The following is a 14,528-nucleotide window of genomic DNA, read 5'->3' on the forward strand; positions in this document are numbered from 1 at the left end:
ATGCGGCGGTGCGCTGACGAGCCGCCAAGGACCCAGAACGGGGCGCCTAGTCGTTCCGCGGTCGCTACCGCCGACGCGTCGAGGGTGCCCAGCGGTACGTCTCGCGGCTCAACCGCCGCGGGCTTCGACCATCGCGGAGCGATTGACCTTGGTCGCCGCGGTGCGCGGGATCCGGTCGACGAATTCGACGGTCTTGGGCACCTTGTACGGGGCCAGTCGACCTTTGGCGAAGTCGATCACCTGTTGCTCGGTCAGTGGCGCTGCGGGCTGCACGACGGCGTGGACCCGGCGCCCCCAGTGCGGATCGGACAGGCCGAGAACCACGGCGTCGGCGATATCGGGGTGCCCGGCCAGCGCGGACTCCACTTCCGCCGGAAAGACATTCGCGCCACCCGTGACGATCATGTCGGCGCGCCGGTCGGTGATGTAGAGAAATCCTTCGGCGTCCAGGTAACCGATGTCACCGGCGGAACGAAACCCGTCGTCCGTCGACGGCAGCGCCGGCGCGCCCCCGAGGTACCGGTATCCCGCGCTCATCGGTGCGCGCAGGTAGACGTCGCCGAGTTCACCCTGCGGCAGCGGCCTCTTCTCGGAGTCCAGAATCCGAATCTCGGTGTCCCGGAAGCCCCGACCGACGCTCCCTTGGTGTGCCAGCCACTCGTCGCCGCGCAGCGCGGTGAGGCCGAGGTTTTCGGTCATGCCGTAGGCCGTCACGATCTGCTCGGGACTGAGCAACTCGAACCAGGTTTGCAACAGCGTGGGGGGCATCACGGCGGCACCCTGCAGGATGAACACCACGCTGGAGAAGTCACGCTGCCGGATGTCGGGCAGGGCCGCGATGCGCGCCAGCATCGTCGGGGTGGCCGTGAAGGTGGTGATCCGGTACCGCTCGATCGTGTCCACAAACACTGCCGCGTCGAACTTTTCGAGGATCACGAGATGATCGCCGCCCAACAACATGAGGAAGGTGGCGAAGCCGTTGGTGTGGTACATCGGTGCGGGCACCAGGATGGTCTGTGGCTTGGCCACAGGTGTCCAGTTCGACAGGAACGGCTCGCCCTGCTGCGGCGTCCAGAGCGACGGTGCCAGGTTCAGGATCACTTTGGGCACGCCGGTCGACCCGCTGCTGCAGATCCCGTTGGCAGTCGGGGAAATTGCTGTGGGCAGGGGACTTTCGGACTCTTCGGCGGCCCGTGCGGCAAGTTCCCACCGGCGCTGTTCGTCGACGACGACGACGGGATCGATCACCGCGATCACCCGGTTTCGTTCCCACTCGGGCAGGTCCCAGTGCATAGGAATCGGAACCGCGCCGATCTTCCAGCACCCCAGGGTAGCCAGCACCAGGTGTGTTGAATTCGGAATCGGAAGGGCGACATAGGAACCCGTTGCGGCGCCGTTGGCGGCTAGTGCCCGTCCCCATTGATTGGCCCGGGCGTCGAGTTCTCCGAATGTGAGCGAGCATGCGGTGCCGTCCAGCGCGACAACGGTGACTGCCGTGTCGTCACGCCGTTGTTCGGCGAGCTCGGCCAGCTTGGTACCGAATGGAACTCCGTCCGCGAACGGGTTAGGGGCCGCGTCCGCCGCGATGGGTTCGGTGCTATTCACGCCGATACCGGCCTACTGAACAGAGTCTCCAGGTAGCCGTCGCGGACATCGGGGATCAGGCGCATGCTGAGCGCCTCGGCGCTCAGGGGCAACCGGATCAGTGGTTGGGTATGCCGATCGAGCACGCTGATGTCGGATTCGTCGCAGAAACCCAGGGCCCCGAGCAGCTGGTGTGCGGTGCGCAGTACCTGCCGTGCGGTGTCGGCGGACTTGAGTCTGAGCACCGCGGCATCAGCCGAATGTATCGGCACCGGAGTCGATTCCGGTCGACAGATGGTGTATTTGGCGAGCTCGTTGAGACCCCGCACGGCTACCGCGGCGTCGGCGACCGCGAACCGGACGGCCTGGAAATCCGCCAGCGGTTTGCCGAATTGAATGCGCGCCCGCACGTGTTCGGTGGCGATCTGCAGAGACCGTTTCGCCGCCCCCAGCATCCGCCAAGACCCAAGCACGAGATGAAGGTTAACGTCCCCGGGCGGCACCATCCCGTCGGGCCCGCTCAGCGCGGCCGGGACCAGAAACGGCCCCAATTTGGCGTTGGTTCGCGCCCCCGGCTGCACGCGGTATCTGTTGCCGTCGAGGTCGGCGGCGATCCATTCACCGGGCAGGTCCCCATGGTCGATGCGCGGCGCGTCGGGGTTGACCAGCGCCAGCCGGGTGCTGTCGATCGCCAGCAGCTCTTCGACCACCGGATAGGGCAGGGCCGTCGCGCCGGCGGCCTCACACAACACCGCCGCGGCCAGCAGGTCGTCGGGGTCTGACCGGACGTCGAGCTCGAACGCCCCGACCTCGCTCAATGCCGTGCGTGCCGCGTCTCGGAGGCCGTCATCGGTTTCGGCCCGCAACGCGGCCTGCGGCCCGCCCAACCGGGTCAGCCGCTTGACCGCGACATCGGCGAAGTCGGAAACATCTTGCGGTAGTTCGGTATTCACCGGTGTTCTCCCAGGACGTCGCGCGCCACCAACATGCGTTGGACTTCTATGGTGCCCGACGCCACGGTGGCCGCCTGTGCGTACCGCCAATGGTCGTCGACGGCGCCGCGCAGCGCCGCCGAGGCCCCACCGTCCAGCGCCACGGGGCCCAGCACGTCGAACAGCAACTCGGCGACCAGCTGATCGCAGGTGGTGGTCAGGATGCGGGCCGCGCTGGCCGCCCCGCCCGCGGCCGGGTCATCCTGAAGCGACACCGCCCGATAGGCCAGCAGCCGGGCCACCCGAAGTTCTACCAGCGCCCGAACCCAGCGGGTGCGAATCGACTCGGGCAGGTTGTCCCAGTTCTCACCGAGCTCGGCCCGCATTCGCTCGAGCAGCGATTCGCAGCGTGCATAGCGAGCGATGCCGACCCGCTCGAACGCCAGGGCCTCGCGCATCACGCGCCAGCCGTCACCGGGCTCGCCCAGCATGTCGCCGGGGAATGCCTGCACGTCGTCGAGGAACATCTCGTTGAGGTGATGCGGCCCCAACATTGACGGGATTCCCCGGACCGTAAAGCCGGGCCGATCCATGGGAAGCAGAAACAAGCTGAGCCGCTTGGGCTTTGGGGCATCCGGGTGAGTGCACGCCGCCAGCACACACCAGGACGCCATCTGGGCATAGGACGTCCACACCTTCTGGCCGGTGATGCGCCAACCCTGGCCGTCGGGGCCGTCCGGAACGGCCCGGGTGCGCAACGAGGCCAGGTCGGTTCCGGCTTCCGGTTCGGAAAAGCCTTGGCACCAGATCACTTCACCGGAGGCGATGGCCGCGAGGTGTTGAGCCTTCTGTTCCGCGGTGCCATAGCGCATCAAAGCGGGGCCGACCCAGTTGATGCCCATGTACTGAGGGCCGCGTGGCTCGTGATGGGCCCACATCTCTTCACGCAGCACCGTCTGCTGCCAGACGGAGCCGCCGCCCCCGCCATGCTCTTTCGGCCAGGCCAGCGCCAGTAATCCCTTGGAAGCCAGCAACTTGCAGAACGACTCGGTGGTGGCCAGATCTTGCGGATCGTCGGTGCAGGCGCCCAGAAAATCGCCGTCGATGTGAGCAGATACCAGCTCCCGCAAGTGATTTCGCAGTTCGGCGGCGTCCTCGCCGAGTTCGTAATCCATCGTCGTCATCCCTTCGGCAGCCCGAGCAGCCGCTCGGCGATGATGTTGCGCTGGACCTCTGATGTTCCGCCGTAGATCGTCGCGGCCAGTGCATCCTGGCGCTCGAAGAGCAGATCCGGGTCGGCTGCCGATCCCGGTCCGGCGGTGACGGCGCTCAACTCCCAAACCTGTTGCAAGGTAACCGATCCGAGAAGCTTCATGATGTCCGCTTCGGGACTGGGCCGGCCGGCGAGTTCGTTGTCCAGCGCGCGGTATCCGGTGGCCCGCAAGGCCTCGGCATCGGCCAGCAGTGAGCCCAGCTCCGTGTAGATGTCCGGGCTGTGTTCCGCGGCGTGGGTGGCACGACGCACCGAAGCGAGCCCGCGCTGGATCTCGACCCAGTTCATGATCCAGATCATTTGGCGCTCGTGCTGCAACGACGACAATGCGACGTTCCAGCCGCCATTGCAGGGACCGAGCAGGTGCTCGACGGGCACTTCGACATCGTCGAGGAAGACTTCGCAGAACGTCTCGTCGGAGATCGAGGCCATCCGGATCGGTTCGACCCGCACCCCGGGCGCGTGCAGGTCCAGGATGAGGCAGGAAATGCCGCGGTGTTTGGGGGCGTCCGGATCGGTGCGGGCATAGAGCGTGCACCACCGCGACTGGTGGGCCTGGGTGGTCCAGATCTTGTGACCGTTGACCCGGAACACATCTCCATCGCGTTCGGCGCGGGTGCGCAGGCCGGCGAAATCGGATCCGGCCTCAGGCTCGGACATGCCCAGCGCCCACCACTCGTCGCCGCGCAGGAGTGGCACCAGCAGCCGGTCGATCTGCTCGGGCGTACCGAACTGGCGGATGCCGGGTGCCGCGACGTTGGGGCCGGCAATGTTGGGCAGCTTGGGGGCAGACCGCACCGCGGCCTCGATCCGGATTTCCATCGCGTCGCGCAATCCCAGCGACCGACCGCCGTGCGCACGGGGCCAAGTGGGCTGGATCCACCCGGCCTCGAAGGCGGCCCGCTGGTAGTCACGTCGCAGCGAGAGGTCCCAACGGTATTCGCGGTACCGGTCGCCGTAGTAGTCGTCGGGCAGAAATTCCGTCAACCAGGTGGCGAACTCTTCGACTACGGCCGTCATGCGTCGTCTCCCGCGTAACGGCGGCCCAGCTCGTGGTAGAGCGCGCGACTGTCGCCGAGCTGTGCCGCGACCTGCCATGCGTGGCGGACGTAGAGGTGGATGTCGTGCTCCCAGGTCTGCGCGAGGGCGCCGTGCACTTGGACCGCCGTGCGGGCGCAGCTGGCCGCGGCATCGCCGGCCGCCGCCTTGGCAAGTGCGGCCGCCGTCCATGCTTTGTCGGTGGGGGCGGCGCTGCCCCAGCTGAGCCGGGCCGCCGCCGCGTAGGTGAGGCTGCGGGCGCGCTCGATGCTGACGTAGTTGTCGGCCAGCGCGTGTTTGATCCCCTGGAACGCGCCGATGGGGGCGCCGAACTGACGTCGCGTCTTGGCGTGTTCGACGGAGCGCTGCAGCGCCGCGCCGGCCACCCCGACCAGGTCGGCGGCGGCAGCCACCAGCGGCGCCGCCAACGCCGCCTCGATCCCGTCGACCGCGGCGATTGCCAGCGGCTCGGCATCGATTTCGACATCGGCCACCGGCTGTGCGGGGTCGGTGGATTCGCCCGCCCGGACGGTCACGCCGTCGCCGGCGCGCACCACCGCAACCACCGGCCGGTCGGACGCGGCGGCAAGCGTGACGATCAACTCCGCGCGCGACAGGTTGGGGACCGCGACCGCGTGTCCGCGCAGACGGCCCTGACGCAGTGTCATGGGCAGGCCTGGCAGCCCTGGAAGGCGTTGCCCGCGGGCGTGCGCCGCCAGGGTCGCGACGTCGCCGGCGGCGATGTCGGCCAGCACCGGATCCATCGCGCTGCCGCAGGCACGCAGCGCGCCCGCGGCCAGACCGACACTGCTCAGTAACGGAATGGGCGCCAGGGCGGCACCGCATTCCTCCAGCACCAGCGCCTGCTCCACCGGTCCGAAATCGCTGCCGGATCGCGCGAGTTCTGTCCAGCCGAGGTCGACGACCGCTTTCCACAGGGCGCGCCAGCGCTCCGGATCCGTAATCGCTTGGCGGGCGACGCTGGGGGGAGACTCGACGCGCAGGACGTCGCGCACGGTATCGCGCAGCGCCAGCTGCTCCGAAGTCAGCCCGACATCCATAAGACCCCTAACATAATAAAAATAGTAAACTAGCGACCCGGGCGCAATTCGCGCGGACAACCGAGACGACACGCAGGCGGGACACATGGTCGAGTGGTTTCTGTTCCTGCCGCAGGTTCGGTTGCCGGTGGCCGACTTCGTGGCGCGCGCACAGCACGCGGAGGCCAGCGGGTTTGACGGAGTGGCATTCATCGATCATCTCGAAGCGCCCGGGCAGCCCGATGAAAACATCTGGGAGGCAATGGGCCTGGCGACTTGGGTGGCGGCCAAGACGCGGCGGCTCAAGGTCGGCCACTTGGTGCTCTGTGATGCGTTCCGGCATCCGGCCGTGCTCGCCAAACAGGCCGTCACCCTGTCGGCGGCGTCTGAGGGCAGATTCGAACTCGGCCTCGGCGCGGGCTCCTGGCCCGCGGAGTTCACCAGATTCGATGTCGGTCAGCAGGATCCGGTCGCGCGGGTCGAGCAGCTCGGACGCCACCTGGACTCGATGACGCAGTACTGGGGTGAGACCGAAAGGAGTCAATATCCGAGACCCGCGCACCCGATACCGCTCGTCCTGGGCGGTAGTGGCCCCCGAATGATGGAACTCGTACGCAGACATGCGGATTGGTGGAACCTGCCGGCCAATCATCTCGATCGGTTGGCGCGGCTGGCGCCGACGGTGGGATCTGCTCGGATCTCGGTCCAGCAGATGGTGGGCTTTGCCCGGCCGGGCACCGACCCGGGCAAGGTCCGCGAGGTCAGCACCCGGCGCTTCGGCCACCTGGGGTCGGGCCTGGTCTGCGGCGACGCCGACGAATTGATCGAGCACTTCGCCGGGCTTACCGCGCAGCGGGTCGAGCGCTGCTACGTGTGGTTCGCCGATTTCGCCGCCCCGGAATCGCTTACCGAATTCGGCGAATCGGTCATCAAAGCGTTGCGCTGAGCGCGCCGGCGCACCTCCGTGGGCACGATCGGGGGGCGGGCGTACGGCCCGCGCTGCACGGCGCTCAGCCGGATCTCCGGCAGGCCCACCGACGGGTCGACGGTGTCCAGCCAGGCCACCGCCTGCGCGACGTCGGACACCTGGATCGCGTACATCTCGAAGGGAACATCTTGCAGCATCTCGGTTTCCACCGGCCCCGGGGTGACGATGTGGACGGCGATGCCGTCCCGGTCGACCTCGAGGGCCAGGGCGCGGGCGAATGCGTTCATGCCGGCCTTGGTCGCGGAGTAGGCGGTCCGGGCCATCATCGGCTCGTGCGCCGCCGAGGACGAGACGAACACGAACCGTGAGCCCGGCCGCATCCGGGGCAGGACCGCGGAGGTGACCACGAAACAGGAATCCAGGTTGGCCGACACGATCGCGCGCCACTGTTCGAAGGTTTGCTTGCGGACGTAGGTCCCACCCAGCGCGCCGGCCGCGTGGACGAGGAGATCGATCGTCTCCAATCCGCTTATCGCCGCGGCGAATCCGACCGGATCGGCCGCGTCGGCGACAATGTGTCGCGCACCGATAACTGCGGCGGCCGCGCGCAGCGGCTCTTCCCGGCGCGCCACCAGCACCACGTCGTAGCCGAGCTCACACAGCCTGGCGCCACAGGCCTTTCCGATTCCACCGCTGCCGCCGGTGACCAGTGCGGTTCTCAATGGCTTCAGTGGCTTCAGGAGCGACGGATATCGCGCGGACGGGACAACGCCTGCGGGGACAGCGCGTAGATGCGCTGGTCGGTCCGTCCGGACAGGACGTAGGTCTGGGTGTCGGCGAGGTGGCGGCCCGCGATGCGGCGGGCACGGTCGACGTCACCCTCGGCGATCGTCTCGGCCAGCTTGATGTGCGTGTTGAGTGCCGCGCGGCGCTTCGCCAACGACGGGTAAGTGCCACGCGCCGCGCTCTCGTCGGCCCACTGCCGTTCGTGGCTCGACCACAGCGTTTCCAAGCTGCCGACCACGGCGATGATGGTGTGATTTCCGCATCCGCGGACGATGAGATCGTGGAATTCGCGGCCGATTTCGGTGAAGCGCCGACCGTCGTCGAGGTTCTCGGCCATAGAGTCGTTGACCCGCTTGAGTTCTGGGACAAGGGTGTCCGCGCGGTCGGGCCGCTGGGCCGCCAGGGCGGCGCAGGCGGGCTCCAGCTCCTGCAACGCCATGCCGAGGTCGGCGACCGCGACGGACTCGCTCTGTAACAGCAGACCGAGCATGTAGGCGGCGCTGGTCTTGGCGGGCGCGTGCACGACGGCCCCGCCGCGGTTACCACGCCGCACCGATACCAATCCTTCGGTTTCCAGGATCCGCAGCGCTTCCCGCAGCGAAACCAGGCTGACGTTGAACTGTTCGACCAGGACCTCCTGGCGCGGCAGCAGATCGCCGTCGGCGAGTTCGCCGTCGATGATCTGGCGGCGCAGCTCGTCGGCTACGATCTCAGCGATCCTCGGTGCCGACAAGCGGCGTCGGGCATCGGGGCCAATTCCCAGGGCGGTCATCCGATCCTCGTAACATTCCGCGGCGGCAAGAACAGAAATTCGACTGGCTTAGCTATTTTAGCAGTAATGGCATAGATAGAACTATGCTCGGCAACGTGAGCCAGGGGTCCGACACTCGGCCGCCACCGCTCGACGAGCTGCGCGTCGTCGAGATCAGCGACCGCATCGCCGGCAGCTATTGCGGAAAGCTGTTGGTGGACGCTGGGGCTCAGGTGCGCAAACTCGAACCCCCGCAAGGAGATCCGTTGCGGCGGCATACAGCCAGTTGCGTGCACGTACCCGAAGGTGAAAATTCGCCGTTGTTCAGCTACCTCAACGCGGGCAAGCGCGGCGCTAACCTCGGCGGCGAGCCCGAGGCGATGCGGACCGAGCTTGCTCGCGCCGACGTCGTGGTCGTAACGGCCAGTCGTTCGCAGGCACTGGCCCTGGGCATCGATCCGCGGCAGCTGCTGGCCGAATCGCCGCGGACGGTGATCGTGACCATTTCCGACTTCGGTTGGCACGGTCCGTATGCGGAGCGTGCGGCCAGCGAGTTCACCCTGCAATCATGGTCCGGCCTCACCGGATTTCGGGGTGATCCGGCCGGCCCGCCGATCTCGATCGGCGGTGATCTGGGGGAGTACATGGGCGGGGTGTTCGCCGCGTTCGGCGCGTTGGCCGTGCGTCGCCGGGTCGAACGGGGCGGCCCGGGCGAGCATCTGGACCTGTCCATGCTCGAGGCGCTGACCACGATGCAGAGCAGCGAATGGCTGCACTCCCAGCTGCTGCAGGTGGCGCCGATCCGCCGCACGCTCGAAGTGCCGTCCATCGAGCCCGCCAAAGACGGCTACGTCGGGATCACGATGGTCACCGGTCAGCAGTGGCTCGACTTCGCCGCAATGGTCGAATGCCCGCAATTCGAGGAGATCGAGCAGCTGCGATTCCAGATCGGCCGATGGGAGTACCGCGATTTCATCCGTGCACAGATCCATCCGTGGATGGCCGAGCGGACCGTCGAGGAGATCGTCGAACTCGGGCAAATGTTCCGGCTGCCGATCGCGCCGTTGGGCAACGGTGCCACGATCCGCGGTTTGGATTACGTGACCGAACGCGGGGTGTTCGTCCCCAACCCCGCCGGCTTTGACCAGCCGCGCCCACCTTGGCTGATGACCCGATGCGCGCCCGCACCGCCACGCGACACCCCCGCCCCCGACACTGACGATGACGAGTCACCTTGGCGCAAAAGCGAACCCGAGCACGGGTCGACGGCGCCGGTGTTGCCGCTGGACGGCGTGCGCATCGTCGACCTGACGGCATTCTGGGCGGGCCCGGCGGCCACCCATCTGCTGGGTGCTTTCGGCGCCGACGTCATCAAGGTGGAGTCGATCCAGCGCCCCGACGGTATCCGCTACTCGGGCGGCATGCGCAAAGATGTCGACGACTGGTGGGAGTACGGCTGGGTCTTTCACGCAATGAACACCAACAAGCGTTCCGTCACACTGGATTTGGGCTCGGACGAGGGCCGGATGTTGTTCAAACGCTTGGTGGCCCGGGCCGACATCGTGATCGAGAACTTCTCACCGCGAGTGATGGACCACTTCGGGCTCACCGCCGAGGCACTGCTGAAGGTCAACCCCAAGCTCGTCGTCGCCCGCATGCCGGCGTTCGGGCTGTCCGGTCCGTGGCGCGAGCGGGTCGGGTTCGCACCCACGATGGAGCAGATCGCCGGGCTGGCCTGGGTGACGGGATTGCCCGACGAGCCTCCGGTGGCGCCGCGCGGCGCCTGCGATCCGCTGGCCGGCGTGCACGCGGCCTTCGCGGTGCTGGCAGCGCTGCACTTTACCGAGCGCACCGGGTGGGGCCAGCAGGTGGAACTGCCGATGGTCGAGACGGTGCTCAACGTCACCGCGATACAGCCGATCGAGCACCAGGTGTTCGGGACAGCGCTGACCCGGGTGGGCAATCGCGGCCACGGTAGGGCGGTGCAGAACATCTACCGATGTGCCGGCGCCGACGATGATTGGATCGCCGTCGGCGTGCGCGACGATCGGCAGTGGGCTGCGCTGGTGGATCTCATGGACCGGCCCGCATGGTGTGACCAGCGCATGGCCACGGTCGCCGGACGCCTCGAACGGGCGGACGACATCGACGGCCGGCTGTGCGACTGGTTCGCCGGGCAGCCGCTTGATTCGGCGGTGGAACGCCTGTGCGCCGCGGGCATTCCCGCCGCACCCGTGGTGTCACCGTCGTTGGTCACCGAGAACCCGCAACTGTGTGCGCGCGGGTTCTTCGAGTCGCTGGACCATCCCAGGACGGGCATCGGCCTGTATCCCACTCCGCCGTTCGCCTTACTCGCGGGCCAGCGCGAATGGCTTGAGCGCCCGCCACCGACTCTGGGCGAGCACAATGAGGAAGTGCTGCGCGATCTGTGCGGGCTGACCGACGAAGACCTGGCGCGCCTTGCGGTCAGCGGGGTGATCGGGACCAGTCCGAAGGGCGCCTGACTAGTGGAGGGAGCAGCTGATGCGCGTGATCGTCGATGCGGACCAGTGTGAGGCCAACGGCTTCTGCGAATCGCTCGCGGCGGACATTTTCGAACTGGGCGATCAGGACGTGGTGCAGATCGCCGACGGCCCGGTGCCGGAGGACCGGGAAATCGACGTGCGGGCCGCGGTGGAGCAATGTCCCAAGGCGGCGCTGCGCCTGATCGAGTGACCCCGCCCGACGACGGCGAGGGCATGTGGAATCCATTGTGCTACAAGGAGTTCTGGAACTCGTCACCGCGACGGCCAGCGCCTGCCACCTTGCCTCGGTGGGGCACATTGAACCCGCGAAACCAGCCGCGTTGACGTTCTATGCTTAAAATAGTAAAAATAGGACCAGTCGTCGAACGCGGTGAGTGCAGCCCGCTGCCGCTCGGCCTCGTGGGAATCGGAGAGCTTCGTGACGCACACCATTTCAGACCCGGAATCCGACTCGACCGCAGATCCGTCGGAAACCGAGTTCGGGCCGACTGGCATCGCGCTGTCGAAGTATCGGTTTCCGACGGGCTGGTTCATCGTCGGCTTCGGATCGGATCTGGGCGCCGGCGAAGTCAAGCGCGTGCACTACTTCGGTGAGGAATTGGTGCTGTTCCGTACCACGTCCGGCACGGTGCACGTGCTGGACGCCTACTGTCAGCACCTCGGCGCCAATCTGGCCGTCGGCGGCACGGTGGAAGGCGAGAACATCGTCTGCCCGTGGCACGGCTGGCGATGGCGTGGCGACGGCACCAATGCGCTGATTCCCTACAGCAAGATCGGCTGCAAGAACAACGTGCGCATTCGCACCTACCCCGCCACGGAGTGGTACGGCTTCATCCTGGTGTGGCACGAACGCCATGGCCGGGCGCCGTACTGGCAGCCCCCGGTGCTGCCCGAGCTGGAGACCGACGAGTACTACCCACTGCACCCGCACACCCGGATGGTCAACCGGGTCAAGGTGCATGCCCAGATGATCATCGAAAACGCGGCCGACCCGTACCACGTTCAGTACGTGCACAAGGCCGCCAACCCGGCCAACACCGCGTCATTCGAGGTCTCGGGGTACCACCTGCACGCCACGGTCAACGCCCACTTCGGCGGTGGCAGGTCGCAGACATGGTTGACCCCGAAGGGGCCGGTGGACGCCAAGATCATCTACGACAACTACTCACTGGGGCTGGGGGTGGTCCGCTTCCCCAGCGATCTGGTGGCCACCTGCCAGGTCACCGGGCAGACCCCGGTCGACGAGGACTATACCGACTACTTCTATACCCAGGCGTCCATTCGCGAGCCCGGCGACACCGGCGACCGTCCAACCGGCCGCGCCGCCAAGTTCCTAGCGCTGCAGCAAGAGGTCATCAAGCAGGACTTCTTCACCTGGGAGAACATGAAGTATCTGGAGAAGCCGAACCTGGCGCCCGAAGAGGCGCACGACTATGCGGCCCTTCGGCGGTGGGCGCACCGCTTCTACCCCGGCAAGGAGCCGTCGTCCACGGATTTCGGTTACACCGCCGAGGGCCAGCCCGACCCGGCGGCCGCCGGGGCCTGATCGGAGGCCTGATGCACAGGCCTTTAGGTCCGTCCGATTTCGGCGTCGAATCCTTCACCGTGCCGGCGGTGCTGGACCGTCGGGCCGAGCAATGTCCGGACCGGGTGATGATGTCGATCGCCGGCATCGACGTGACCTTCGAACAAATGCGGCAGCGCTCGCGTGCTGCGGCCGGCGTGCTGACCGGCCTGGGCGTCGGGCGCGGCGAGACCGTGGCTCTGTTCACCGCGACCTGTCCGGAGTGGGTGTACTTCTGGCTGGCCGCGGCACGCATCGGCGCGCTGAGCGCCGCGGTGAACGCCGCCAGCAAGGGCGACTTTCTCCGACACGCCCTGTCGCTGTCGCGGGCCAAGGCCATCATTACCGATGCCGAGCGGCGGCCCCGTGTCGAGGAAGTCGCCGACGGCCTGGAGGTGCTCACCGACATTGTGCTGCAAGGTGATTCGCTGGGCCGCGCACTCGCCGGCGCCCGCATCGGGCCGGACAGTCCCGCGGAACCCACGACTGTGGGCCCGTTGTTTTTCACGTCCGGCACCACAGGACCCTCGAAGGCGGTCGCCACCACGTGGCACTACCTGTTCTCGGTCGCCGCGACGGCGGTCTCGGCGTGGGAATTCGCGGCGGGGGAGGTGCTGTGGACCGCGATGCCGTTGTTCCATTTGAGCGCCGCGCCGAGCATTCTGGCCCCGATGCTGGTCGGCGGGACGACCGTGCTCGCCGACGGCTTTCATCCCGGCAGGGTCTGGGACGACGTACGCGCCCATGGCGCGATCGGCTTCGTGGGGGCCGGCGCGATGGTGTCGATGCTGTTGAACCAGCCGGCGGATCCGCGTGACGCGGACCTGCCCCTCCGGTTCATCTCCGCGGCGCCCATAGCCGCGAGCTCGTGCGCCGAGATTGAAAAGCGTTACGGCTGCGGCATTGTCACGATGTACGGGATGACCGAGGCTTTCCCGATTGCCGTCAAGGGTGTCGCCGAGGACGGAATTCCGGGAGCGTCGGGGCGGCCCAACCCCAATTTCGACGTGCGCATCGTCGACCCCGACGGCGCGTCGCTTCCCCCCGGCGTCGTCGGCGAGATCGCTTGCCGGCCAAGGAACCCGCACGTGATGAGCGAGGGCTACGTGACGGGTTATCTGCCGGGGACCGCCGGACCGCGGGTGGCTCCGCACCCGGAGTGGTTCCGCACCGGCGACCTGGGGCGGCTCGACCTCGACGAAAAGGGCGATCAGCACCTGATCTATCTGGATCGCGTGAAGGATTCCCTGCGCAGGCGCGGCGAGAACGTCTCCTCGGTGGAAGTCGAGACCATTGTCATGCGCCACCCGGCGGTGGCCGAAGCGGCGGTGGTCGGGGTGCCCAGCGAGCTGGGTGAGGACGACATCCTGGTGGTCGTCACGCTGACGCCCGGGGCCGAACTCGATTGCGCCGGACTGCTCGACTTCTGCTCGGCGCGGATGCCCTACTTCTGCGTGCCGAGGTTCGTCGAGACGGTCGATGAACTGCCGAAGAACGCAATCGGGCGAATCCGCAAAGACTTGTTGCGCAACAGGGGTTTAGCCCCCGACACGTGGGATCGTGACATGCACGGATACGTTGTCAGCAGGTAAATGTATGTTACGTTTGTGTTACTTGATGCCCCAAGTTTGATAGTCGCGAATCCCCCGCCAGTTCCGACAGAGAGGTCCACGATCCCCAATGAGTCTGACCTACCAGGAGCAGCTGATGCTGCAGGCCGCCACGGCCCGTGCTGCGATCCTGGACCTGACAGCCCGGCACAACCGCGCCTTCTCCGACGGCGAGCGCGACGTGTGGGTGGCGACGTTCCGCCATTCCGGTGCCGCCTTTATCCGCGACCGTGACGTGTTCACCGACCTGCGCGCGGCGTTCGACGGCGGTGACGGACAACGATTGGTTACCGTCGACCACGAGATCAGTGTCGACGGCGTTTACGCGACGCAACGTTGCGTCGCTTTGCTTTTCGCCGTCGCCTATGGTGACACGACGCTGCGGGCCACGGGGGTCTACCGGGACGAGCTGATCTACGAACGCGGCGGTTGGTACTTCACGTCCCGCGACCTCGCATGGGATTCGGCGCCCAGTCGGCATCCGCTCGTCATGTGAG

At 67.1% G+C, this 14,528-nt stretch carries 13 protein-coding genes; 6 read left to right on the plus strand and 7 right to left on the minus strand.

Features of this window, described 5'->3' with window-relative positions:
* Positions 1-108: 108 nt before the first annotated feature.
* The 5 genes from JO236_RS21755 to JO236_RS21775 are packed head-to-tail and all read right to left on the minus strand — an operon-like array spanning position 109 to position 5,888.
* Positions 109-1,605, minus strand: a complete 1,497-nt coding sequence (locus JO236_RS21755) for a class I adenylate-forming enzyme family protein (protein WP_293335456.1) — start codon at positions 1,603-1,605, stop codon at positions 109-111.
* A complete protein-coding gene (locus tag JO236_RS21760) occupies positions 1,602-2,537 on the minus strand; it encodes an acyl-CoA dehydrogenase family protein (RefSeq protein ID WP_293335459.1) in 936 nt (311 codons plus the stop codon). The genes JO236_RS21755 and JO236_RS21760 overlap by 4 nt, the downstream gene beginning before the upstream one ends.
* The gene (locus tag JO236_RS21765) at positions 2,534-3,700 is read right to left on the minus strand and encodes an acyl-CoA dehydrogenase family protein (RefSeq protein WP_293335462.1); all 1,167 of its coding nucleotides are present in this window, start codon (positions 3,698-3,700) and stop codon (positions 2,534-2,536) included. The genes JO236_RS21760 and JO236_RS21765 overlap by 4 nt, the downstream gene beginning before the upstream one ends.
* Positions 3,697-4,809 carry an acyl-CoA dehydrogenase family protein gene (locus tag JO236_RS21770; protein WP_293335465.1) on the minus strand — a complete coding sequence of 371 codons (1,113 nt, stop codon included), beginning with the start codon at positions 4,807-4,809 and terminating at the stop codon, positions 3,697-3,699. Before JO236_RS21770 ends, JO236_RS21765 begins: the two co-directional genes overlap by 4 nt.
* On the minus strand, positions 4,806-5,888 hold the full coding sequence (locus tag JO236_RS21775; RefSeq protein WP_293335468.1) for an acyl-CoA dehydrogenase family protein: 1,083 nt from the start codon (positions 5,886-5,888) through the stop codon (positions 4,806-4,808). The genes JO236_RS21770 and JO236_RS21775 overlap by 4 nt, the downstream gene beginning before the upstream one ends.
* An 85-nt stretch (positions 5,889-5,973) precedes the next feature.
* Here JO236_RS21775 and JO236_RS21780 point away from each other — a divergent pair, with 85 nt between their 5' ends.
* Positions 5,974-6,813 (plus strand): LLM class flavin-dependent oxidoreductase, encoded by an 840-nt coding sequence (locus tag JO236_RS21780; RefSeq protein WP_293335471.1) that lies wholly within the window; start codon positions 5,974-5,976, stop codon positions 6,811-6,813.
* Here the strand turns inward: JO236_RS21780 and JO236_RS21785 are convergent.
* Both JO236_RS21785 and JO236_RS21790 read right to left on the minus strand, forming a co-directional pair.
* Complete coding sequence (locus JO236_RS21785; RefSeq protein WP_293335473.1) at positions 6,735-7,517, minus strand: SDR family oxidoreductase; 783 nt, start codon at positions 7,515-7,517, stop codon at positions 6,735-6,737. The genes JO236_RS21780 and JO236_RS21785 overlap by 79 nt on opposite strands.
* A 14-nt stretch (positions 7,518-7,531) precedes the next feature.
* Positions 7,532-8,353, minus strand: coding sequence for a FadR/GntR family transcriptional regulator (locus tag JO236_RS21790; protein WP_293335476.1), 822 nt, complete (start codon positions 8,351-8,353; stop codon positions 7,532-7,534).
* Between the two features lie 83 nt (positions 8,354-8,436).
* Here JO236_RS21790 and JO236_RS21795 point away from each other — a divergent pair, with 83 nt between their 5' ends.
* The 5 genes from JO236_RS21795 (at position 8,437) to JO236_RS21815 (ending at position 14,527) form a co-directional block, all read left to right on the plus strand.
* On the plus strand, positions 8,437-10,836 hold the full coding sequence (locus JO236_RS21795) for a CaiB/BaiF CoA-transferase family protein (protein WP_293335479.1): 2,400 nt from the start codon (positions 8,437-8,439) through the stop codon (positions 10,834-10,836).
* Positions 10,837-10,855: 19 nt separating this feature from the next.
* Positions 10,856-11,047: a ferredoxin gene (locus tag JO236_RS21800; protein ID WP_293335482.1), complete on the plus strand. Its 192-nt coding sequence runs from the start codon at positions 10,856-10,858 to the stop codon at positions 11,045-11,047.
* 228 nt (positions 11,048-11,275) lie between these two features.
* A complete protein-coding gene (locus JO236_RS21805) occupies positions 11,276-12,403 on the plus strand; it encodes a Rieske 2Fe-2S domain-containing protein (RefSeq protein ID WP_293335485.1) in 1,128 nt (375 codons plus the stop codon).
* An 11-nt stretch (positions 12,404-12,414) separates the two neighbouring features.
* Entirely contained in the window at positions 12,415-14,013 is a 1,599-nt protein-coding gene (locus JO236_RS21810) for an AMP-binding protein (RefSeq protein WP_293335488.1), read from the plus strand.
* Between the two features lie 88 nt (positions 14,014-14,101).
* Positions 14,102-14,527 carry a nuclear transport factor 2 family protein gene (locus tag JO236_RS21815; RefSeq protein WP_293335491.1) on the plus strand — a complete coding sequence of 142 codons (426 nt, stop codon included), beginning with the start codon at positions 14,102-14,104 and terminating at the stop codon, positions 14,525-14,527.
* The last annotated feature ends 1 nt before the right edge of the window (position 14,528 follow it).

The organism is Mycobacterium sp. (genome assembly GCF_019247635.1).
Lineage (GTDB): Bacteria > Actinomycetota > Actinomycetes > Mycobacteriales > Mycobacteriaceae > Mycobacterium.

Excerpts from the sequence above, each read along its gene's own strand:
- JO236_RS21810 (WP_293335488.1), top strand. The coding sequence starts at position 12,415 with ATGCACAGGCCTTTAGGTCCGTCCGATTTCGGCGTCGAATCCTTCACC.
- JO236_RS21800 (WP_293335482.1), top strand. The coding sequence starts at position 10,856 with ATGCGCGTGATCGTCGATGCGGACCAGTGTGAGGCCAACGGCTTCTGC.
- JO236_RS21770 (WP_293335465.1), bottom strand. The coding sequence starts at position 4,809 with ATGACGGCCGTAGTCGAAGAGTTCGCCACCTGGTTGACGGAATTTCTG.
- JO236_RS21780 (WP_293335471.1), top strand. The coding sequence starts at position 5,974 with ATGGTCGAGTGGTTTCTGTTCCTGCCGCAGGTTCGGTTGCCGGTGGCC.
- JO236_RS21775 (WP_293335468.1), bottom strand. The coding sequence starts at position 5,888 with ATGGATGTCGGGCTGACTTCGGAGCAGCTGGCGCTGCGCGATACCGTG.
- JO236_RS21795 (WP_293335479.1), top strand. The coding sequence starts at position 8,437 with ATGCTCGGCAACGTGAGCCAGGGGTCCGACACTCGGCCGCCACCGCTC.
- JO236_RS21765 (WP_293335462.1), bottom strand. The coding sequence starts at position 3,700 with ATGACGACGATGGATTACGAACTCGGCGAGGACGCCGCCGAACTGCGA.
- JO236_RS21815 (WP_293335491.1), top strand. The coding sequence starts at position 14,102 with ATGAGTCTGACCTACCAGGAGCAGCTGATGCTGCAGGCCGCCACGGCC.
- JO236_RS21790 (WP_293335476.1), bottom strand. The coding sequence starts at position 8,353 with ATGACCGCCCTGGGAATTGGCCCCGATGCCCGACGCCGCTTGTCGGCA.